This is a genomic window from Maritalea mobilis, assembly GCF_019800885.1.
Taxonomy (GTDB): domain Bacteria; phylum Pseudomonadota; class Alphaproteobacteria; order Rhodobacterales; family Rhodobacteraceae; genus Roseibacterium; species Roseibacterium beibuensis.
The window spans coordinates 704,387-724,955 of the sequence record NZ_JAHVKE010000002.1 but is presented as its reverse complement, the minus strand read 5'-3'; the positions used below and the strand labels follow the sequence as shown (position 1 = coordinate 724,955).

General features: G+C 65.6%; 19 protein-coding genes and 1 tRNA gene. 7 read left to right on the top strand and 13 right to left on the bottom strand.

Annotated features, from left to right (window positions below; translation table 11 throughout):
- Positions 1-226 precede the first annotated feature (226 nt).
- Genes KUV65_RS12435 through ggpS form a run of 3 tightly spaced genes read left to right on the top strand, consistent with a single transcriptional unit; the run spans position 227 to position 3,672 of the window.
- Positions 227-1,369, top strand: a complete 1,143-nt coding sequence (locus KUV65_RS12435) for an NAD(P)H-dependent glycerol-3-phosphate dehydrogenase (protein ID WP_222191004.1) — start codon at positions 227-229, stop codon at positions 1,367-1,369.
- Positions 1,366-2,142 carry an HAD-IIB family hydrolase gene (locus tag KUV65_RS12430; RefSeq protein WP_222191003.1) on the top strand — a complete coding sequence of 259 codons (777 nt, stop codon included), beginning with the start codon at positions 1,366-1,368 and terminating at the stop codon, positions 2,140-2,142. The genes KUV65_RS12435 and KUV65_RS12430 overlap by 4 nt, the downstream gene beginning before the upstream one ends.
- A gap of 15 nt (positions 2,143-2,157) precedes the next feature.
- Positions 2,158-3,672 carry a glucosylglycerol-phosphate synthase gene (gene ggpS / locus KUV65_RS12425; RefSeq protein ID WP_222191002.1) on the top strand — a complete coding sequence of 505 codons (1,515 nt, stop codon included), beginning with the start codon at positions 2,158-2,160 and terminating at the stop codon, positions 3,670-3,672.
- A 111-nt stretch (positions 3,673-3,783) separates the two neighbouring features.
- On the opposite strand, the gene KUV65_RS12420 is transcribed toward ggpS, so the two are convergent.
- Both KUV65_RS12420 and KUV65_RS12415 read right to left on the bottom strand, forming a co-directional pair.
- A tRNA-Ala gene (locus KUV65_RS12420) sits at positions 3,784-3,859 on the bottom strand.
- Between the two features lie 110 nt (positions 3,860-3,969).
- Complete coding sequence (locus tag KUV65_RS12415; RefSeq protein WP_222191001.1) at positions 3,970-4,320, bottom strand: TIGR02300 family protein; 351 nt, start codon at positions 4,318-4,320, stop codon at positions 3,970-3,972.
- A gap of 186 nt (positions 4,321-4,506) precedes the next feature.
- On the opposite strand from KUV65_RS12415, the gene KUV65_RS12410 reads away from it, so the two are divergent.
- Positions 4,507-5,163: a M48 family metallopeptidase gene (locus tag KUV65_RS12410; protein ID WP_222191000.1), complete on the top strand. Its 657-nt coding sequence runs from the start codon at positions 4,507-4,509 to the stop codon at positions 5,161-5,163.
- Positions 5,164-5,172: 9 nt separating this feature from the next.
- Positions 5,173-5,826, top strand: coding sequence for a GntR family transcriptional regulator (locus KUV65_RS12405; RefSeq protein WP_308124665.1), 654 nt, complete (start codon positions 5,173-5,175; stop codon positions 5,824-5,826).
- A gap of 118 nt (positions 5,827-5,944) precedes the next feature.
- Here KUV65_RS12405 and KUV65_RS18210 read toward each other — a convergent pair whose 3' ends face one another.
- The 10 genes from KUV65_RS18210 to pepT form a co-directional block, all read right to left on the bottom strand.
- Positions 5,945-6,292 carry an SH3 domain-containing protein gene (locus KUV65_RS18210; protein WP_222190999.1) on the bottom strand — a complete coding sequence of 116 codons (348 nt, stop codon included), beginning with the start codon at positions 6,290-6,292 and terminating at the stop codon, positions 5,945-5,947.
- A complete protein-coding gene (lpdA, locus tag KUV65_RS12395) occupies positions 6,270-7,658 on the bottom strand; it encodes a dihydrolipoyl dehydrogenase (protein ID WP_222190998.1) in 1,389 nt (462 codons plus the stop codon). The genes KUV65_RS18210 and lpdA overlap by 23 nt, the downstream gene beginning before the upstream one ends.
- Before the next feature lie 130 nt (positions 7,659-7,788).
- Positions 7,789-8,184 (bottom strand): MAPEG family protein, encoded by a 396-nt coding sequence (locus KUV65_RS12390; RefSeq protein ID WP_222190997.1) that lies wholly within the window; start codon positions 8,182-8,184, stop codon positions 7,789-7,791.
- Between the two features lie 79 nt (positions 8,185-8,263).
- A complete protein-coding gene (gene odhB, locus KUV65_RS12385; RefSeq protein ID WP_222190996.1) occupies positions 8,264-9,787 on the bottom strand; it encodes a 2-oxoglutarate dehydrogenase complex dihydrolipoyllysine-residue succinyltransferase in 1,524 nt (507 codons plus the stop codon).
- Positions 9,788-9,793: 6 nt separating this feature from the next.
- Positions 9,794-12,754 (bottom strand): 2-oxoglutarate dehydrogenase E1 component, encoded by a 2,961-nt coding sequence (locus KUV65_RS12380; RefSeq protein ID WP_222190995.1) that lies wholly within the window; start codon positions 12,752-12,754, stop codon positions 9,794-9,796.
- A gap of 67 nt (positions 12,755-12,821) precedes the next feature.
- A complete protein-coding gene (locus tag KUV65_RS12375) occupies positions 12,822-13,511 on the bottom strand; it encodes a hypothetical protein (RefSeq protein ID WP_222190994.1) in 690 nt (229 codons plus the stop codon).
- Entirely contained in the window at positions 13,508-13,909 is a 402-nt protein-coding gene (locus KUV65_RS12370; protein ID WP_222190993.1) for a DUF805 domain-containing protein, read from the bottom strand. Before KUV65_RS12370 ends, KUV65_RS12375 begins: the two co-directional genes overlap by 4 nt.
- Before the next feature lie 70 nt (positions 13,910-13,979).
- Positions 13,980-14,861, bottom strand: a complete 882-nt coding sequence (sucD, locus tag KUV65_RS12365; RefSeq protein ID WP_222190992.1) for a succinate--CoA ligase subunit alpha — start codon at positions 14,859-14,861, stop codon at positions 13,980-13,982.
- A gap of 4 nt (positions 14,862-14,865) precedes the next feature.
- A complete protein-coding gene (gene sucC / locus KUV65_RS12360; RefSeq protein ID WP_222190991.1) occupies positions 14,866-16,059 on the bottom strand; it encodes an ADP-forming succinate--CoA ligase subunit beta in 1,194 nt (397 codons plus the stop codon).
- A gap of 182 nt (positions 16,060-16,241) precedes the next feature.
- Entirely contained in the window at positions 16,242-17,498 is a 1,257-nt protein-coding gene (pepT, locus tag KUV65_RS12355; RefSeq protein ID WP_222190990.1) for a peptidase T, read from the bottom strand.
- 210 nt (positions 17,499-17,708) lie between these two features.
- Between pepT and KUV65_RS12350 the strand changes: the two genes are divergently transcribed.
- Positions 17,709-18,593: a hypothetical protein gene (locus KUV65_RS12350; RefSeq protein ID WP_222190989.1), complete on the top strand. Its 885-nt coding sequence runs from the start codon at positions 17,709-17,711 to the stop codon at positions 18,591-18,593.
- Between the two features lie 57 nt (positions 18,594-18,650).
- On the opposite strand, the gene mdh is transcribed toward KUV65_RS12350, so the two are convergent.
- Positions 18,651-19,613 carry a malate dehydrogenase gene (gene mdh, locus KUV65_RS12345; protein ID WP_222190988.1) on the bottom strand — a complete coding sequence of 321 codons (963 nt, stop codon included), beginning with the start codon at positions 19,611-19,613 and terminating at the stop codon, positions 18,651-18,653.
- Positions 19,614-19,770: 157 nt separating this feature from the next.
- Here mdh and KUV65_RS12340 point away from each other — a divergent pair, with 157 nt between their 5' ends.
- Complete coding sequence (locus KUV65_RS12340) at positions 19,771-20,523, top strand: sulfite exporter TauE/SafE family protein (RefSeq protein WP_222190987.1); 753 nt, start codon at positions 19,771-19,773, stop codon at positions 20,521-20,523.
- Positions 20,524-20,569 lie beyond the last annotated feature (46 nt).

Sequence of the window (20,569 nt, the reverse complement as noted above, 5' to 3'; positions counted from 1 at the left end):
CGGGCCGTTTCGGGATGCAGTTGCGGCATGGAGGTTGAAGCGCGACGGACAAGCCCCATTGTTTAGTACATGCTTCGTTGAATGCCCCGCATTGGTAGCGCTATCACCGCTACCCCCGCCGCCGCCGACGCAAACCCGACAGGGTGCCGAGTTCCGTAGCGTAACAGGCGACATGGCCCCACACGGCCCCAGGCGCACCGCCCCGCGCCCAAAACACGGAGAAGACATGAAGATCCAACCCGTCAATGGCGACCCGCTTCCGCATCATGCGAAACCTTTTTCCCGTCTTGCCGTCATCGGTGCGGGGTCCTGGGGAACGGCGCTTGCCGCGACGGCGGCGCGGGCGAGCAGTACGGTGCGGCTATGGGGCCGCTCGGGCGAGGTGGTGGACGCGATCAACCGCGACCACCGAAACCCGCGCTACATGGATGATGTCGACCTGCCCGAAACGCTGCTGGCCGTGCACGAGATGAAGGCCGCACTCGACGGGGCCGAGGCCGCGATGATCGTGGTGCCGTCCCAATCCGTGCGGCTGGTCGCCCGCCAAGTGGCCGAGCACGCGGCGCCGGGCATCCCGATCAGCATCTGCGCCAAGGGGATCGAGGGCGAAACGGGCCTTCTGATGACGCAGGTGGCGGAAGAGGAATTGAAAGGGCACCCCGTCGGCGTCGTGTCCGGCCCGACCTTCGCGCGGGAAACGGCGCTCAACCATCCGACGGCGGCGGTTGCGGCCTTCCCGTTCTCCTACCGCGACCGGCTGCACCCCGGGGACAGCGCGGCGGCCCGCTTTGCCGTGACGCTGACGACCGAAAGCTTCCGGGCCTATGTCTCGGACGACCCGATCGGGGTCGAGGTCGGCGGCGCGGTCAAGAACGTCATCGCCATCGCCTGCGGCATGATGACGGGCGCGGGCTTTGCCGAAAACACCCGTGCCGCGCTGATCACGCGCGGCGTGGACGAGATGAAGGCGCTGGCCGAAGCCCTGGGTGGCCGGCGCGAGACCGTCACCGGCCTGTCCGGGGTCGGTGACCTGACCCTGACATGTTCTTCGCCCACGTCACGGAACATGTCGCTGGGTCAGCAGTTAGGCAAAGGTATTGCGCGCGCAGACTGCTTCGACGGCGCCCCCGTCGTCGTGGAAGGCGAGCGCAATGCGAAATCCGTCACGGACCTGGCGCGGCGCCTGAATGTGCCGATGCCGATCTGTGAAACGGTGCGCTCCATCCTCTTCGATGGAGCCGCCCTCGGCGATGCATTCGCCGCGCTTTGGGCCCGACCGATCGAGTCCGAACCGCGCACGATGGCGCTGTCGCTGACCCATCCGGCGGATGATTCCGCCGTACAAACGCTGGCAGAAAGGATATCATGACCCGACACGAGCAAATCGACATTCCGACCATCGCCGACAAGGACCTGGTGCTTGCCACCGATCTGGACGGCACCTTCCTGGGCGGCACCGACGAGGAGCGCCGCTCTTTCTATGATTGGATTGAAGAGAACCGGTCCCGTGTCGGGCTGATCTTCGTCACCGGGCGCGACCCGGGCTTCATCACCCATCTGACGCGCAAGCAGGGCGTGCCGCGCCCCGACTACGTGATCGGCGATGTCGGCACCACGATTGCCGCGTTCGACGACAGCAATCACGTATCCCCCATCGAAGAGCTCGAAGCCGAGATCGCAGAGAAGTGGGGCGATGCCAATCGCAAGGTTGAAAGCGCGCTGCACCGCGTCTCGGGCCTCAAGCTGCAATCGGCCGCCTTCCGCTATCGTGTCAGCTACGACATGGACCCGAACCGTTTTGACCCGGTCGCCTATGACATCGTGGCCGAGATGGGGCTCGATTCCCTCGTCTCCGCCGATTGCTATTTCGACGTTCTGCCCAAGGACGTGAGCAAGGGTCCGTCCCTGCTGCGCCTGTTGGAGCACCTGGGCATCGACAATCGCAAATGCCTCGTGGCGGGCGATACGATGAACGACCACTCGATGCTTGCCATGGGCGTGCCCGCCGTTGCGGTCGGCAATTCCGAGGCCGCGCTGATCGAGGCGCTGGATGGGCACGACCACGTGCATCTTGCCAAGGAACATGGGGTCGCCGGCATCGCCGAGGCGATCCTGCGTTTCGAGTTCCTGGCCGCAAGCTAAGGGGGGATTACAGCCATGGCATCGGATCTGGTCATCGTTTACCACCGCCAACCCTACGAGGAAGTCGAGGACAAGGACGGCAAGGTCACCTTCCAGGAGAACAAGAGCCCGAATGGCATCGTCCCGACGCTGAAAAGCTTTTTCGGCGCGGTCGATCACGGCGCCTGGATCGCCTGGAAACTGGCCGAAGACAGCGCCAATCCCGGCTTCGAGCAAGTGGTCGAGATCGACGATGCCTACGGCAAATACTCCGTCTCGCGCCTGCCCCTCACCAAGGAGCAGGTGCACGAGTTCTACCACGTCACGTCGAAATCCGCCTTCTGGCCGATCCTGCATTCCTTCAAGGAACGCTACGATTACGACCCGGTGGACTGGCCCAATTTCCGCGAGGTGAACTGGCGCTTTGCCGAGGCGGCGGCGGCCGAGGCCTCGGATGGCGCGCTGGTGTGGGTGCATGACTACAACCTGTGGCTTGTGCCCGGCTACCTGCGCCAGATGCGCCCCGACCTGCGCATCGCCTTCTTCCACCACACGCCCTTCCCCTCGGCGGACGTCTTTAACGTCTTGCCGTGGCGACGCGAGATCGTGGAAAGCCTCCTGGCCTGCGACGTGGTCGGGTTCCACATCCCGCGATACGCCACCAACTTCGTCTCGGTCGCACGCAGCTTGCTGGACGTGACCGTCGAAGACCGTGAAGCCGTCAGCGAGAACCTGACCTTCGAGGGCACGGCGCTGAACGAGCGCACGGTGCCGACCCGCGTTTCCTACAAGGGCCGCGAGGTGGAAATCAGCGTGGCGCCCGTGGGCGTGGACGTGCCCTTCGTCGAGAAAAACGCCGACAGCCCCGAGACCACTGAGCGCACCGCACAGATCCGCGAGGAAATGGGCGCCGCCAAGCTGATCCTGTCGGTGGGCCGCACCGATTACACCAAGGGTGGCCTTGAACAGCTCGCCAGCTTCGAGCGCTTGCTGGAAAAACACCCCGAGTTGGTGGGCAAGGTGCGGCTCATGCATGTTTCGGTCGCGGCCAACCGCAACATGACCGCCTACGAGGAAATCCAAAGCGATATCGAACAGGCCGCCGGTCGGATCAATGGCCGGTTCGGGCGGCTCGACTGGCAGCCGATCGCGCTGATCTCGCGGGCGATCCCCTTCTCGGAACTGATCGCCTATTACCGGGCCGCCGACGTGGCCTGGATCACGCCGCTGGCCGACGGCATGAACCTTGTCGCCAAGGAATTCATCGCCTCGCGCACCGATGGCGACGGGGTTCTCGTGCTGTCGGAATTCGCCGGCGCCGCGGTCGAGCTTGGTTCGGCGGTCATCACCAATCCGTTCTCCTACCGCTCCATGGACAGCGCCATCTTCACGGCCCTCGACATGCCCGAGGACGAGCGCCGCGCCCGCATGGCCGACCTGCGCCGCGCCGTGAGCCGCTACGACGTTCGCGCCTGGGGACGGGCCATCGGTGCGGACCTCGGGATGCAGAAAAAGGGAAATGGCGGCGGCAATACGCCCGCCGCGGCCTGATCCGCCCAAAGGCCAGAACGCGAAACGCCGCCCAATCGGGCGGCGTTTTCGTTTTCTGGACATGCAGGCAGACGCATCTCAAGCGGCACGATGCAATGTCCGGGAAGGATTTGGTGGAGCCAAGGGGAGTCGAACCCCTGACCTCTTGCATGCCATGCAAGCGCTCTCCCAACTGAGCTATGGCCCCATCCTGCACCGGCTGCCCGGCGCGTTCGGTAGCGGCGGTTTAGTGGCACTGACCGGGCAGTTCAAGCGAAAAAATCACCTGCCCCACCAGCGCATCCGCCGCTGCCGCGATCAGCTTTCGTCGCTGTCGTCCGACGCGACATCGGCCAGGTCGTCCAACGCGACCGTATCGCTGTCGTCGTCATCGTCCAGCACATCGTCGTCGTCGATATCGACATCCGAATCGTCATCGATATCCAGATCGTCGTCGAGCACCACCTCGTCATCGGTGTCCTCTTCCGACTTCTTCTTGGCCGTCTTCGGATCCGCCTTGTCGGCGACAAGCGTGCGTCCGCCCTTGCCGGTATCCAGTTCGACGACTTCCCCCGTGTAGGGGCTGACGATCGGATTCTGGTTCAGATCGTAAAACCGTTTGCCGGTCGTGGGGCAAACGCGTTTAACGCCCCATTCCTCTTTGGGCATGACACCCCCTTCAATCATCGCTATCGAGAGAATTGCGGCCATCTGCCATACTGTCGGAAGCGTGTAAAGCCTTTCCCGGCAATCCGGCGAAGGGTCCGGCCACAACAAACCCCGGAGCGGAGATTGGCACCCAGACCGCCTGTTTCAACCCATGTACTTCCCGGCGATCCGCCGGTCGAAGTCAGGTTGCGCCGGAGCGCCCGCGCCAAACGCTTTTCCCTGCGTGTCAGCCGCTCGGACGGGCGTGTGTCGCTCAGCCTGCCGCAATGGGCCCCCGAGGCCGAGGCGCTGGCCTTTCTGCGCGCGCGCGAGGATTGGGTGCGCCGGCACCTGCAGGACGCCCCGCCCCCCAAGCTGGCGCGCGTGGGCGCGATGGTGCCGATCTGCGGCACCCTCCGCCCGGTCGAAAGCGGAGCGGGGCGCGCCGCGCGCTTCGACGGCGGTGTCATCCACGTCCCGCCCGGCCCGCGGGAGGGGCCCCGGATCAAGGCCCTGCTCACGGCTCTGGCCCGCGACAGGCTCGCCTCCGCCGTTGCCCGCCATGCCGAGACGCTTGGGCGCGTGCCCGGTCGCCTCAGCCTGCGGGATCCAAGGTCGCGGTGGGGCAGTTGCTCGGCCAGGGGGGATTTGATGTTTTCCTGGCGGCTGATCATGGCGCCGCCCGAAATCCTCGACTACGTCGCCGCCCACGAGGTCGCGCATCTCGCCGAGATGAACCATTCTGCCGCCTTCTGGGCGGTCTGCCAGCAGCTTTGCCCCGAGACCGACCGCCACCGCGCATGGCTCAAGGCGCATGGCGCCGACCTCCTGTCCTGGCGCTTCGACAGTCCTCCCAGCACGTAGGTCCCAGCCATGCTGATGAACCCCCGCCCCACCGATACCGGCGCCGCCGTTGCCCATGACCGGGTCTACCGCGCCCTGCGCTCGCGCATCATGCATGGCGAGGTCGGCCCGGGGCAGGCCATGACCCTGCGCGGTCTGGGCCGCGAATTCGGCGTCTCCATGACCCCCGCGCGCGAGGCCGTCCGGCGGCTGGTCTCCGAAGGCGCGCTGTTTCTCTCCGCCTCGGGCCGTGTCTCGACGCCCGAGCTCTCGAACGAACGCATCGAGGAACTGGCCGCGATCCGCGCGCTTCTGGAACCCGAGCTGTCCGCCCGCGCCCTGCCCCGCGCACATCCGGCGCTGATCGAGCGCATGGAAGCGATCAATGCCGCCATCGCCCAGAACGTCGCCCGCCGCGACGCGGTCGCCTATATCCGCTCCAACCTCGAGTTTCACCGCACGCTCTACCTGCGCGCGCAGGCCCCGGCGATGCTGGCCTTGGCCGAAACAGTCTGGCTGCAACTCGGCCCCACGATGCGCGCGCTTTACGGGCGGCTGAACCGCACCGAACCGCCGCAGCACCACAAGCTGATCCTCGCCGCGCTGAAGGCAGGCGACGAACCCGGCCTGCGACTCGCCGTGCGGGCCGATGTGACCCAGGGCCTGCGGCTCCTCGCCACCTGATCCGATCTTTATCCCGGAAAATATGCACGCGCGGAACGCGCGCGCGGGGCAAGGGGGTCAAGACCCCTTGCCCCGCGACACCGGGCGACGCCAAGGGCGGCGCAAAATCCCTCGGGCCTCAGCCCGTCCGCGCCAAGTTGGCGTCCGGCACCCAGCCAACACACCCATCCGCATGGCGGCAGAGCCACCAACCGGCATGCGTTTCCAGCAAGGTCACAAGATCACCGGCACGAACGGTCAATTCCACGGAGTCGAACGCCATGCTGGCCCGGCCCTCCACCACGAGGCCCTCGGGCAACCACCCACCCAAGCCCTCTGCGTTCACGCACCAGCGCCAGCCAGGGTTGTCCGGGTCCGTGCCTCCGGCCGATAGGCGCTCCCCCCGCGCGACACGCAGCGCGGGGGTGTAGCTGGCCGTCCAGGCCGCCGTGACGCGGGCTGTCTCAGCTATGGATCGGCCCGTCACCGCAGGCCAGCGCCGCTTCGCGCACGGCCTCGGAATAGGTCGGGTGCGCGTGGCAGGTCAGTGCAAGGTCCTGCGCGCTGGCGCCGAATTCCATCGCGACGCAGATCTCGTGGATCAGATCGCCCGCCATCGGCCCGATGATATGCGCACCCAGAATGCGATCGGTCTCCTTGTCGGCCAGGATCTTGACGAAACCATCGGCGGCGAAATTCGCCTTCGCGCGGCCGTTGCCCATGAACGAGAATTTGCCCACCTTGTAGGCGCGTCCCGCCTCTTTCAGGGCCTCCTCGGTCTGGCCGACGCTGGCCACTTCGGGGTGGGTGTAGATCACGCCCGGGATCACGTCGTAATTCACGTGCGCATGCTTGCCCGCGACCACCTCGGCCACGGCCATGCCCTCATCCTCGGCCTTGTGGGCCAGCATCGGGCCGGCGATGGCGTCGCCGATGGCGTAGACGCCCTTCACATTCGTGGCCCAGTGGCCGTCGGTCTTGATCTGGCCGCGCTCGGACATCTCGACTCCGAGGGCGTCGAGGCCAAGCCCATCCGTATAGGGCTTGCGGCCCGTCGCCACCAGAACGACATCGGCATCGACGGTCGCCTCGCTGTCATCCTTGCGCAGCTTGTAGGTGACCTTGGCCTTGGTCTTGGTCGCCTCGACCGACTGGACCGCCGCGCCGAGGGTGAAGGACAGGCCCTGTTTCGCCAGAAGGCGCTGGAAGGTCTTGCAGACCTCACCGTCCATGCCGGGCGTGATCTGGTCGAGGAATTCGATCACCTGCACCTCGGCGCCCAGGCGGGCATAGACCGAGCCAAGCTCCAGCCCGATGACGCCCGCGCCGATCACGACCATCTTCTTGGGGATCTTGGGCAGCGACAGCGCGCCCTCGGAGGTTACGACAACCTTCTCGTCGATCTCGATTCCGGGCAGCGCCGAAGGCTCGGACCCCGTTGCGATGATGATGTTTTTCGCCTCGTGCACCTCGTCGCCGACCTTGACCTTGCCGGCCTCGGGGATGGAGCCCCAGCCTTTCAGCCAGTCGATCTTGTTCTTCTTGAACAGGAATTCGATGCCCTTGGTGTTCTGGCCGATCACGTCGTCCTTGTAGGCCTGCATCTGTTTCCAGTCGACCGACGGGGATTTGCCCTTGAGGCCCATTTTCGCGAAATTGTGTTCCGCTTCATGCAGCTGGTGGGAGGCATGCAGCAGCGCCTTGGACGGGATGCAGCCGATATTGAGGCAGGTGCCGCCAAGCGTCTCGCGCCCTTCGACGCAGGCCGTTTTCAGGCCCAGTTGCGCGCAGCGGATGGCGCAGACATAGCCGCCGGGGCCGGAGCCGATCACGATCACATCGTACTGGGACATGGGTGTCTCCTATCCAGTTCTTGCAGTCACAGGGCGTACACACCCCGTACACACCCCGTACATACACGAGGCCAGATGATGATGCGCGGCGGATCTGCCCGCCGCGGGTGAAACCCGCTGACCCGCCGCCTCAGAGAAGCGCGGCGATCAGCATGATGACGGTCGCGACGAACCCCACGGCCCAGATCAGGCTGCGCCAAGGGGTCAGCCCCTGCGCGTAGGCCGGCACGTAGAGGATGCGCGAGATGAGATAGGCGTGCGCGCAAAGCTGCGTCACGGTGGTGGACTGGTCCGAGACCGAGATCACGACGGCGGCAATCCCGAAGAGAATCAGCCCCTCGAAATGGTTGTTCATCGCCCGTTGCAGGCGGCCCGCGACGCCGGTCAATTCGCGCTTTTCATCACGCGGGCCGGCCGCGTATTCCGTGCCGACCTGCCCCTGCGCGGTGACCGAGAACAGGCCGATCTGAACGACCTGCAACAGCGCGGCGAGGGTGAGGACGGTTAGTTCGGTGGTCAATTCCATGTCTCCGAAGAGGGAGGGAGAGGCGGGACAAGTCCCGCCCTACGGCGCACCGTAGGGCGGGATTCATCCCGCCACTGGATTACAGATCCATCAGCAGGCGACGGGGATCCTCCAGCGCCTCTTTCACGCGGACGAGGAAGGTCACAGCACCTTTGCCGTCGACGATGCGGTGGTCGTAGCTGAGGGCCAGGTACATCATCGGGCGGATCTTGATCTCGCCGTTGATGACCATCGGGCGTTCCTGGATCTTGTGCATGCCCAGGATACCCGATTGCGGCGGGTTCAGGATGGGCGAGGACATGAGCGAGCCGTAGACACCCCCGTTCGAGATGGTGAAGGTGCCGCCCTGCATCTCGGCCATCGAGAGCTTGCCGTCACGGGCGCGCTTGCCCTTCTCGGCGATCGCCTTTTCGAGATCGGCAAAGGACATCTGGTCGGCGTCGCGGATGACGGGCACGACGAGGCCCTGGGGCGTGCCGGCGGCGATGCCCATGTGCACGAAGTTCTTGTAAACGATCTCCTGCCCGTCGATCTCGGCATTCACCTCGGGCACTTCGCGCAGCGCGTGGCAGCAGGCCTTGGTGAAGAAGGACATGAAGCCGAGGCGCACGCCGTGCTTCTTCTCGAAGGCGTCCTTGTACTGGTTGCGGAGCGCCATGACCTCGGTCATGTCCACCTCGTTATAGGTGGTCAGGATCGCGGCGGTGTTCTGCGCGTCCTTGAGGCGGCGGGCGATGGTCTGGCGCAGGCGGGTCATCTTGACCCGCTCCTCGCGCGCGGCGTCCTCGGCCGGGCTGGGCGCGCGGGGGGCGGCGGCAGGCGCAGGGGCCGGGGCAGCGGCGGTTACGGCGGCGGCAGCGCCCGAGGCGGCCTTCATCACGTCTTCCTTCATGATGCGGCCATCCTTGCCGGTGCCTTGCACGTTGGCCGGGTCGATGCCCTTTTCGGCCATCAGCTTCTTGGCCGACGGGGCATCTTCGACATCCTTGCCGGTGCTGGATGCGGGGGCGGCGGCCTGCGGGGCCGGGGCGGCGGCGGGGGCCGAGGCGGCCGCGCCTTCGCCTGCTGTCAGAATGGCAAGCTTGCCACCCGCTTCGACCGTGTCGCCTTCACCGGCGAGGATCTCGGACAGGACACCGGCGGCGGGGGCCGGAACCTCGACCGAGACCTTGTCGGTTTCCAGCTCACACAGCATTTCGTCCTGCGCGACCGTGTCGCCCGCTTTCTTGAACCAGGTCGAGACGGTCGCCTCGGTCACGCTTTCACCAAGCGCGGGGACCATCACGTCGACGGCTTCCCCGCCACCCGAGGCTTCGGGCGCGGCCTCGGCCTTGGCTTCGGGCTTGGCGGCGGGGGCAGCGCCCTCCCCTTCGCTGAGCGTGGCGAGGAGCGCGTCGACGCCCACGGTCTCGCCCTCGGCGGCGACGATTTCGCCAAGCGTGCCGGCGGCGGGGCTGGGCACCTCGACCGTCACCTTGTCGGTTTCCAGCTCACAGAGCATTTCGTCCACCGCGACGGAATCGCCCGGCTGCTTGAACCAGGTGGCCACGGTGGCTTCGGTGACGCTTTCGCCCAAGGTGGGGACGCGAACTTCGATCGACATGTCTTCTTACCCTTCGATGGTCAGCGCGTCGTTCACGAGCGCGGCTTGTTGGGATTTGTGTTGGCTGGCGAGACCCGTTGCCGGCGAGGCGCTGGCGGCGCGACCGGCGTAACGGGGGCGCGAATGGGTGGCGCCGATGCGGCCCAGCACCCATTCGAGGTTCGGTTCGACGAAGGTCCAGGCGCCCTGGTTCTTGGGCTCTTCCTGGCACCAAACGATCTCGGCGCCCTTGAAACGCTCCAACTCCTTCATCAGCGCGAGCGCCGGGAAGGGGTAGAACTGTTCGAGACGCAGGAGGTAAACGTCGTCGATCCCACGGGCGTCGCGTTCTTCGAGCAGGTCGTAATAGACCTTGCCCGACGAGATCACGACGCGGCGGATCTTGTCGTCGGCCTTGAGCTTCGTGTCGGAATGGCCCTTTTCGGCGTCATCCCACAGCACGCGGTGGAAGCTGGACCCGGTGGTGAAATCCTCGGCATCCGAGATCGCCAGTTTGTGCCGCAGAAGCGATTTCGGCGTCATCAGGACCAGCGGCTTGCGGAAGCTGCGATGGATCTGGCGGCGCAGGATGTGGAAATAGTTCGCCGGGGTCGAGCAGTTGGCGACGATCCAGTTATCCTCGGCCGACATCTGCAGGAAGCGTTCGAGGCGGGCCGAGGAGTGTTCCGGCCCCTGCCCTTCGAACCCGTGCGGCAGCAGCATGACAAGGCCCGACATGCGCAGCCACTTGCGTTCGCCCGACGAGATGAACTGGTCAAACATGATCTGGGCGCCGTTGGCGAAATCGCCGAACTGGGCCTCCCACATCACCAGCGCGTTGGGTTCGGCCAGCGAGTAGCCGTATTCGAACCCGAGCACCGCGTATTCCGACAGCATCGAGTCGATGACCTCGTATTTCTGCTGCCCCTCGCGGATGTGGTTGAGCGGATAGTAGCGATCCTCGGTCGATTGATCGACGAGGCCGGAGTGCCGCTGGCTGAACGTGCCCCGCGTCGAATCCTGCCCCGACAGGCGGACGGGGTAGCCTTCGGTCAGCAGGCTGCCGAAGGCCAGCGCCTCGGCTGTGGCCCAGTCGAACCCCTGGCCGGTTTCGAACATCTGCTTTTTCGACTCGAGCAGGCGGCCCACCGTCTTGTGCAGGGTGAAATCCTCGGGCGCGGTGGTCAGGGCACGCCCGACCTCGGCCATGGTTTCGGGCGCGATGGCGGTTTCGCCGCGCTGGTATTCCTCGCCCTCGCGGTTGAGGTGCGACCAGCGCCCGTCCAGCCAGTCGGCCTTGTTGGGCTTGTATTCCTTGCCGCGCTCGAACTCTTCGTTCAGATGCGCCTGGAAGGCGGCCTTCATGTCCTCGATCTCGCCCTCGGGGATCAGGCCGTCCTTCACCAGCCGCTCGGTGTAGATCTGCAGCGTGGTCTTCTGCGTCTTGATCTTCTTGTACATGAGCGGGTTGGTGAACATGGGCTCATCGCCCTCGTTGTGACCGAACCGGCGGTAGCAGAACATGTCGATGACCACGTCCTTGCCGAACATCTGGCGGAACTCGATCGCGACCTTGGCGGCGTGAACCACGGCCTCGGGGTCGTCACCGTTCACGTGGAAGATCGGCGCCTCGACCATCAGGGCGATGTCCGTCGGATAGGGCGAGGAGCGCGAGAAATGCGGCGCGGTGGTGAAGCCGATCTGGTTGTTCACCACGAAATGGATCGTGCCGCCGGTGCGGTGCCCGCGCAGGCCCGAGAGGCCAAAGCCCTCGGCCACGATGCCCTGGCCTGCAAAGGCCGCGTCGCCGTGCAGAAGCACGCCCAGAACCTGCTTGCGCTCGGCATCGCCCAACTGGTCCTGCTTGGCGCGAACCTTGCCCAGAACGACGGGGTTCACCGCCTCCAGGTGCGAGGGGTTGGCCGTCAGCGACAGGTGAACGGTGTTGCCGTCAAACTCCCGGTCGCTGGAGGCACCGAGGTGGTATTTCACGTCGCCCGAGCCGTCCACATCCTCGGGCTTGAAGCTGCCGCCCTGGAACTCGTTGAAGATGGCGCGATAGGGTTTCTGCATCACGTTGGCCAGAACCGACAGGCGGCCCCGGTGCGGCATGCCGATGACGATCTCGTTCACGCCGAGGGCGCCGCCGCGCTTGATGATCTGCTCCATCGCGGGGATCAGCGACTCGCCGCCATCGAGGCCGAAACGCTTGGTGCCCATGTACTTGACGTGCAGGAATTTCTCGAAGCCTTCGGCCTCGACCATCTTGTTCAGGATGGCCTTGCGCCCTTCGCGGGTGAAGGCGATTTCCTTGCCGAAACCTTCGATCCGCTCCTTCAGCCAGGCGGCCTGCTCGGGGTCGGAGATGTGCATGTATTGCAGCGCGAAGGTGCCGCAATAGGTGCGCTTCACGATCTCGACGATCTGCCGGATCGAGGCGGTCTGAAGCCCCAGCACGTTGTCGAGGAAAATCGGGCGATCCATGTCGGCCTCGGTGAAGCCGTAGGATTTCGGATCAAGCTCGGGATGCGGGGTCTGGTCGCGCATGCCAAGCGGGTCGAGATCGGCCACCAGATGCCCCCGGATCCGGTAGGCCCGGATGAGCATGAGCGCGCGGATCGAATCCAGCACGGCGCGTTGCACCTGTTGGTCGCTCAGCTCGACGCCCTTTTCGAGCGCCTTTTCCTTGATCTTGCGGCCCGCTTCCTTGACCTCGGCCTGCGCCGCCGGCCATTCGCCGGTCAGGGCGTTGGTCCAGTCATCGGCGGGCTGCGGCGGCCAGTCGGGGCGCGCCCAGGACGGGCCCTGCGCCTCGGCTTTCACGTCGATCTCGGAATCGCCCAGGGCTTCGAAGAAGGCGCGCCAGCCCTCGTCCACCGCGGCGGGGTCGTTGGCGTATTGCGCGTAAAGCTGTTCGAGATAGGCGGCGTTGTGCCCCTGCATGAAGCTTGAGGCGTGGAACTGATCGTTGGGGCTTTGATCGGTCATTTTTGCTCCTCCGGTGAGCGGGTCGCGGCCTGCGCGGTTGATCCTGCACAGGCGCGGAATTCAAGGGTCAATCGGTTGTAGCCTGGGGCGAAATGATGAGTTGGGTCAGCAGGCCCTGGGACGCGGCCAGCGGCGGGGTCATCGCGTCCTGCGGGGTCGAGACGGCGTAGAAGGCGAAGGTCGCGCCGGGCGTCGGGGTCGGCGTTTCGGGAATGGCGGCGCGGGTCACCACGCCCGCCTGATCGGTGTGGCCCGTCTCGGTCCAGATGGCCCACAGCTCAGACATCAGGGCGTCGTCGGGGCCGGTAGCCATCCAGCACAGGACGCGCTGACGGCCATCGGGCGCAAGATCGCCCCCGATGAAAAGCGTTTGTCCTTCGCGCTGCAAGACGTTGCGCCCGTCGGTGCGCGCGGCCCAATCGACGCGTTGCGCCTGGCGCAGGCCGGCAGTTTCGGCGGCGGCGGGGTCGAACTCGACCACCAGCAGGGCCAGGAACGCGTCGCTCAGACGGTCGAGCGCCGGGCCCCGCGTGGCCTCGGGCACCGGCTGCCAGCCCATCGCCTGAAGGTCGGCGACGTAGCGGGCCGGATCGAAATGCGTGTCGAGGCAGGGTTCGAGGCTGCCGACCGTCGTGCCCTGGGCGCGCACCGGCAAGGCCATGAAGATCGCGACGGCCAAGGCCACCAGCGCCAGGGCGCCCAGCCCGTGCGCTGTGCGCCAGATCGCCGCCAGGGTTCGCTTCCGGTCGTCGCTCATGGCTGCGGCTCCTCTCCGTAGCTGTTGGGCCCTCTCGACCCGGCCGTGCCCGGAAGGATCATCAGGGCGTCGAGGCCCATGAACGACCCGCCGGGCTTGGTGCGGTCATGCAGGCGGCGCACGCCCACGGCGACAAGCGGCAGGATCGTCAGGAAGAACCAGAAGCTGGTGACCGGCAGAAGCTGGGCATGGATCGACAGCGGGTCGGCGAAGGCCCCGGCCAGGCGCGCGCCCACCAGGTCGACGGGCGGCCAGAACAGCAAGAAGTCGATCACGTAGGCCACGAGGGCACCCAGCGTCACGAAGAGGTAGAACCACCAGAATTCGGAGCGACGCGCGCGGCCGTCAAAGGTCGTCGCCTTGGCAATGCAAGTGCGGATCGACTCCTTGAAGGTCACACGCGTCCTCCTTCTTGTCTTTCGGATCTGCCGAGCCCTCCTCTGGCCCGGCAGACCGGCCCGGACCGGATCAGCCGATGGCCTGAACCACCGCCTCGCCCAGAGAGGCGGGGCTTTCGGCAACCACGATCCCGGCGGATTTCATCGCCTCGATCTTGTCCTCGGCGCCGCCCTTGCCGCCGGCGACGATGGCGCCGGCATGGCCCATGCGACGGCCCGGAGGGGCGGTGCGGCCCGCGATGAAGCCTGCGGTCGGCTTCCAGCGGCCCTTTTTCTTCTCGTCGGCGAGGAATTGCGCGGCTTCCTCTTCGGCCGAGCCGCCGATCTCGCCGATCATGATGATCGCCTCGGTCTCGTCATCGGCGAGGAACCATTCCAGCACGTCGATATGCTCGGTGCCCTTGATCGGGTCGCCGCCGATACCGACGCAAGTCGACTGGCCAAGGCCCACATCGGTGGTCTGCTTGACCGCCTCGTAGGTCAGCGTCCCCGAGCGGGAGACGACGCCGACCTTGCCGCGCTTGTGGATGTGGCCAGGCATGATGCCGATCTTGCAGGCGTCAGGCGTGATGACACCGGGGCAGTTCGGGCCGATCAAGACCGAGGACGAGCTTTCCAGCGCGCGCTTGACCTTCATCATGTCGAGGACCGGAATGCCCTCGGTGATGCAGCAGATCAGCTCCATCTCGGCGTCGATCGCCTCGAGGATGGAGTCGGCGGCGAACGGCGGCGGCACGTAGATGACCGTGGCGTTGGCCTCGGTCGCGTGCTTGGCTTCGTGCACCGAGTTGAAGACGGGCAGGTCCAGGTGGGTCATGCCCCCTTTGCCCGGGGTCACGCCACCGACCATCTTGGTGCCGTAGGCGATGGCCTGTTCGGAGTGGAAGGTGCCCTGAGAGCCGGTGAAGCCCTGGCAGATCACCTTGGTGTTTTCGTCGACGAGGACTGCCATTTTCTTACCCCTTCACCGCTTTCACGATCTTCTCGGCGGCGTCCGACAGGTCGTCGGCCGCAATCACGTTCAGGCCGGAGGATGCGATGATCTCCTTGCCCTTCTCGACATTGGTGCCTTCCAGGCGCACCACCAGCGGAACCTGAAGGCCCACTTCCTGCACGGCGGCGATGACGCCCTCGGCGATGATGTCGCAGCGCATGATCCCGCCGAAGATGTTGACGAGGATGCCCTTCACGTTCTGGTCCGAGGTGATGATCTTGAACGCCTCGGTGACCTTTTCCTTGGTGGCGCTGCCGCCCACGTCGAGGAAGTTGGCCGGCTCGGACCCGTAGAGCTTGATGATGTCCATCGTCGCCATGGCCAGGCCCGCGCCGTTCACCATGCAGCCGATCTCACCATCCAGCGCGATGTAGTTGAGGTCATACTTGGACGCTTCGAGTTCCTTGGCGTCTTCCTCGGTCTCGTCGCGCAGGTCGGCCACGTCGGGCTGGCGGTAGAGCGCGTTGCCGTCGAAGCCCAGCTTGGCGTCGAGCAGCTTGAGGTTGCCATCGGTGGTGACGATCAGCGGGTTGATCTCGAGCATCTCCATGTCCTTCTCGGTGAAGGCCTTGTAGAGGCAACCGAGGAGCGACACGCATTGCTTGACCTGGAGCCCTTCCAGCCCGAGGGCGAAGGCGACGCGGCGGCCGTGGTAGGGCATGAAGCCCGTGACCGGGTCGATCGAGAAGTTCAGGATCTTTTCAGGGGTCGAGGCCGCGACTTCCTCGATGTCCATGCCGCCTTCGGTGGAGGCGACGATCGAGATGCGGCTGGTCTGACGGTCGACGAGGAAGGCGAGGTAAAGCTCGCGCGAGATGTCGGAGCCATCTTCGATATAGACGCGGTTGACCTGCTTGCCGGCGGGGCCCGTCTGGTGCGTGACCAGGGTGCGGCCCAGCATCTTCTTGGCTTCCTCGGCGGCCTCTTCGACCGACTTGGCGAGGCGGACACCGCCCTTTTCGCCGGCGCTTTCCTCGACGAAGTGGCCCTTGCCGCGGCCGCCTGCGTGGATCTGCGCCTTGACCACCCAAATGGGGCCGTCGAGTTCGCCTGCGATGGTCTTAGCCTCTTCGGCCCGGGTCACGATGTGACCTTCGGAAACCGGGGCGCCGTAGTCGCGAAGCAGGGCCTTCGCTTGGTATTCATGAATGTTCATGAAACTGTCCCGTCACTGGTGCTAGTCGCCCAAGGCTTAAGCACAACCGGAACGCGCAATACAGGAGAAAACAGGCGCAAAGCCGTTTCAACCGCGAAAAAGCGACATTTGTGATCACAGCTTGAAAAAGTGTGATCACACGTTAGCGGCGCCATCGGTATGCGGCGGCATACTGAGGCGACTCAGGCGTTCTTGGACGACTCGGTTTGCGCGGCGCGCTGCGTCAACGTCAGGCAGAGCCGGGTCGCCAGCGCCATGTCCTGCACCGAGATCCATTCCAGCGGTCCGTGGATATTCTGCATGCCGGTGAAGAGGTTGGGGCACGGCACACCCATTTCGGTCAGGCGCGAGCCGTCCGTGCCACCCCGGATCGGAACGCTGACCGGCTCCAGCCCGAGGTCTTTCACCGCGTCGCGGGCCAGATCGACGGGGGTCATGTCCTCCTCCAGCCAGTAGCGCATGTTGCGATACTGCTTTCGGATCTCGCAGGTGATCCTGGCGCGCGGCTCGGTCGCCTGCACGGCGGCGCAGACCTGTTTCAGCATCTCGCCCTTGGCGGCCAGCCCCTCGCGTTCGAAGTCGCGCAGGATGAAGCGCAGGCTGGCATGCGCCGCGCTGCCGTTCAGATCGGTGACCATCCAGAAGCCTTCGCGGTCGCCGGTGGTCTCGGGCGTCATGGTGGCTTGCGGCAGCATGTCGATGATCTTGGCGGCCAGATGCAGGGCATTCACCAGCTTGCCAGTAGCAAGACCGGGGTGGATCGAGACGCCCTCGATCTCGACATAGCCGCCATCGGCCGAGAAGGTCTCATATTCGATCTCGCCCACGCGCTGCCCGTCGAAGGTATAGGCGAAATCGGCGCCGAGATCCTTGGGCAAGCGCTCGTCCACGCCGCGCCCGATCTCCTCGTCGGGGGTGAAGGCGATGCGGACGGGACCGCGTTTCATGTCCGGGTCGGCCAGCATCTGCCGCGCGGCGGTCATGATGATCGCGACCCCCGCCTTGTCATCCGCGCCCAGAAGGGTCGTGCCCGAAGCGGTGACGATGTCATGGCCCTGTTTCTCGGCGAGATAGGGGTTGTCCTCGGGCGTCAGCTGCAACTCGGGCGCGTCCGGGTAGGTGATCGCGCCGCCGTTGTAGCCGCGAATGACGCGCGGCTTCACGCCCGTGGCGTTGAATTGCGGCGCGGTGTCGACATGGGCGAGAAAGCCGACGGTCGGGCCGGGAACGGTGCCCGGGATCGTCGCCAGAACCGCGCCGTAGTCGGTCAGCGTCACGTCCTGCGCGCCGATCTCCTGTAGCTCCCTGACCAGCAAGTTCTGCATGTCGAGCTGGATCGCGGTCGAGGGCTGGCTGGGCGAGTTTTCGTCGCTCTGGCTGTCGATGGCGGTGTAGCGCAGCAGGCGCTCTTCCAGTTCGGCGTCGAAATCGCGGGGCATGGGTCACCTTTGTCGTGGGATCGCCTCGATGAAGGGCGCGCGCGTGGGGGAAGTCAACCGCACCACGCGACAAAACCCTTGCCCAAGGCGCGGGTTGGGCGGCAGATTTCCGACCATTGATGACGTCCGCGGACAAGGATTTTCAGGATGCGTATTCGTGCTTTGGTATCGGCTTTTTGGGCCGTCGGTTTTTTCACTCTGACGATGCTGATGCCTGCGCCGAGCTCGGCGCAAACTGATGGATGGGGACCGATCTTCGACCCCGATCGGTTCGGAGCCGGGCAAGGCGCCTGCTGGAGCGGTGGCGAGAATGCGGCCTGCCTCATGCTGACCTGCCGCGATGGCGGCCCGTTCGAGATCGGGTTGATGGCCTATGGCGGCGGATTCGGATTTGAACCGCTGCTGCCGGTGTTCATCCGCGTCGATGGCGGGCAGACCTACCGCCTCGATATGACGCCGTTGAACCTCGTCGGATATCAGCATGCGGCGATCCCCTATGACCCGGCCCGCCATGGCGCGTTGTTACGGGCCTTGCGCAGCGCGCAGAGTGCGACGGTCGCGCTGTATCAGCCCGACTCGAACCCCCTGCCCTATGTGCTGGGCAACCGCCCCGCGGCGGTGGATCGCGCCATGGCGACTTGCGGCGCGGCCCCGTTGAATGCCCCGACGGCGACCCCCGGCACAGATGCTGCGCGCTTCGTGCGCGTGGACCCGCAGTTGCGCGACCCGCAGGCGACGGCGCTTGCCGCGCAATTAATGGCGACGGTTTTGGCGCAGGAGCCCGAAACGGATGTGTCGGCCAGCGTGGCGGCCTTGCCGGATGGGCGACGCATCCTGGTGGTCGAGCACGGGGTCAGCACATACAGCTACGGCATCACGGGGGTGGGCACATTTATCTTCACCGCCGAGCCGGGCGGCGCGTTTCGGCCCGCCTACCAGACGACCGTCGTGGCGGCGTGGCTCGACACCGCGCAATTGTCCGAGGGGTTTCCGGACCTTTGGGTTCAGAACTATCGCGGGATCAACCAGCCCTATGGCGTCTGGCGACATATCGGCGGGCGCTACGTGCATCAGCGCAACGTGCCTGCGACCTGAGCCAACAAAAAGGGCGGCCAAAACGGCCGCCCTTCGAAAACTCCGCAGCTCGCCGGGTCAGGCGAGGGTTTCGTCGATGCCCTTGCAGGCGTCGACCAGGCCTTTCACGGCGTTGACCGAGTTGTCGAACATGGCCTGTTCGTCCTTGGTCAGCTGGATCTCGACGATCCGCTCGATGCCGCCGGCGCCGATCACGGTGGGAACGCCCACGTAGAAGCCCTTGAGCCCGAACTGGCCGTCGCAATAGGCGGCGCAGGGCAGGACGCGTTTCTGGTCCTTGAGGTAGGCTTCGGCCATTTCGATGGCGGAGGTGGCGGGCGCGTAGAAGGCCGAGCCGGTTTTCAGCAGGCCGACGATCTCGGCGCCGCCGTCACGGGTGCGCTGAACGATGGCGTCCAGCTTGTCCTGCGTGGTCCAGCCCATTTCGACCAGGTCGGGCAGCGGGATGCCGGCGACGGTCGAGTAGCGGACCGACGGCACCATCGTGTCGCCATGACCGCCCAGAACGAAGGCCGTGACGTCCTTCATCGAGACGTCGAATTCCTCGGCCAGGAAGTGGCGGAAGCGTGCGCTGTCCAGCACACCGGCCATGCCGCAGACTTTCTCCGGCGGCAGGCCCGAGAATTGTTGCAGCGCCCAGACCATCGCGTCGAGCGGGTTGGTGATGCAGATGACGAAGGCGTCGGGAGCATTGTCGCGGATGCCCTCGCCCACGGCCTTCATGACCTTGAGGTTGATGCCCAGCAGGTCGTCGCGGCTCATCCCCGGCTTGCGCGGCACACCGGCGGTCACGATGCAGACATCGGCGCCCGCGATGTCGGCATAGTCGTTCGTGCCCTTCAGCTTGGCGTCGAATTTCTCGGACGGGCCGGATTCGGCGATGTCGAGTGCCTTGCCCTGGGGCGTGCCCTCGGCAATGTCGAAGAGGACGACGTCGCCCAATTCCTTCAGCGCGGCGAGGTGGGCAAGCGTGCCACCGATCTGGCCTGCGCCGATCAGCGCAATCTTGGGTCTGGCCATGAGATTGTTCTCCAAGTCCCTCGTTGATATCGGCGCGAGGGGTAGCCGCCCGCCCCGCCTCGTGCAAGCCTGCTGCAGCGCGGCGGCGCATCAAGCCGTCCCGGGGGACAGGAAAATCCGGCATCAAGCGCCTGAAATTCCGCAGGAAAGGAAACCGATGCCCGAAATTTGGGTGTTTGTCATCGCGGCGCTCGGGGCGCTCTTGGCCGGGGTGTCCAAGGGCGGCTTCGGCGCGGGGCTCGGCTTTGCCAGTTCCGCGATTCTCGCCATCGTGATCGACCCGGCCACGGCGCTGGCGCTGATGCTGCCGGTGCTGATGGTGATCGATCTGGCCACGCTCGGACCTTATTGGCGCAAGTGGCACACGCCCTCGGCCAAGGTCGTCATCCTCGGCTCGCTGCCGGGAATGGCGATCGGCGCGGCGCTGTTTTCGGTGGTGTCGGCGGATGTGATCCGGGTGCTGATCGGGCTGGTGGCCGTGGCCTTCCCGCTGTTCCAACTGGCCCGGGCACGGGGCTGGGTTTCGCCGAAACCCCAACCTTTCAACGCGAAGGCCGGGTTGGTGTCCGGTCTGGCCGTCGGGTTCACCTCGTTCATCAGTCATGCAGGCGGGCCACCCCTGGCCGTTTTCATGTTGTCGCAGGAAGGCATCGGGAAGACGCAATACCAGGCCACGACGGTGATCGTGTTCTGGGTCGTCAATGCCATCAAGGCGGGCATCTACACGGCGATCGGGCTGTTCACCCTCTCGACCCTCGGGGTCAGCGCCGCGATGGTGCCCTTCGCGCTGGTCGGCACATGGATCGGGGTCAAGGCGCACCGCCTGATTCCCGAACGGGCCTTTTTCCTTGTCACCTATGTCGGGTTGACGGCCACCGGGGCCAAGCTGTTGTTGGACGGGCTGACCTGAGGGCTGCGAAATGGCCGCGCAACAATATTTCTTCTGCAGCGCGGCA

Coding starts and splice junctions, on each gene's coding strand:
- KUV65_RS12435 (WP_222191004.1), top strand. CDS start 227: ATGAAGATCCAACCCGTCAATGGCGACCCGCTTCCGCATCATGCGAAA.
- KUV65_RS12430 (WP_222191003.1), top strand. CDS start 1,366: ATGACCCGACACGAGCAAATCGACATTCCGACCATCGCCGACAAGGAC.
- ggpS (WP_222191002.1), top strand. CDS start 2,158: ATGGCATCGGATCTGGTCATCGTTTACCACCGCCAACCCTACGAGGAA.
- KUV65_RS12415 (WP_222191001.1), bottom strand. CDS start 4,320: ATGCCCAAAGAGGAATGGGGCGTTAAACGCGTTTGCCCCACGACCGGC.
- KUV65_RS12405 (WP_308124665.1), top strand. CDS start 5,173: ATGCTGATGAACCCCCGCCCCACCGATACCGGCGCCGCCGTTGCCCAT.
- lpdA (WP_222190998.1), bottom strand. CDS start 7,658: ATGTCCCAGTACGATGTGATCGTGATCGGCTCCGGCCCCGGCGGCTAT.
- KUV65_RS12390 (WP_222190997.1), bottom strand. CDS start 8,184: ATGGAATTGACCACCGAACTAACCGTCCTCACCCTCGCCGCGCTGTTG.
- odhB (WP_222190996.1), bottom strand. CDS start 9,787: ATGTCGATCGAAGTTCGCGTCCCCACCTTGGGCGAAAGCGTCACCGAA.
- KUV65_RS12380 (WP_222190995.1), bottom strand. CDS start 12,754: ATGACCGATCAAAGCCCCAACGATCAGTTCCACGCCTCAAGCTTCATG.
- KUV65_RS12375 (WP_222190994.1), bottom strand. CDS start 13,511: ATGAGCGACGACCGGAAGCGAACCCTGGCGGCGATCTGGCGCACAGCG.
- sucD (WP_222190992.1), bottom strand. CDS start 14,861: ATGGCAGTCCTCGTCGACGAAAACACCAAGGTGATCTGCCAGGGCTTC.
- sucC (WP_222190991.1), bottom strand. CDS start 16,059: ATGAACATTCATGAATACCAAGCGAAGGCCCTGCTTCGCGACTACGGC.
- pepT (WP_222190990.1), bottom strand. CDS start 17,498: ATGCCCCGCGATTTCGACGCCGAACTGGAAGAGCGCCTGCTGCGCTAC.
- KUV65_RS12350 (WP_222190989.1), top strand. CDS start 17,709: ATGCCTGCGCCGAGCTCGGCGCAAACTGATGGATGGGGACCGATCTTC.
- mdh (WP_222190988.1), bottom strand. CDS start 19,613: ATGGCCAGACCCAAGATTGCGCTGATCGGCGCAGGCCAGATCGGTGGC.
- KUV65_RS12340 (WP_222190987.1), top strand. CDS start 19,771: ATGCCCGAAATTTGGGTGTTTGTCATCGCGGCGCTCGGGGCGCTCTTG.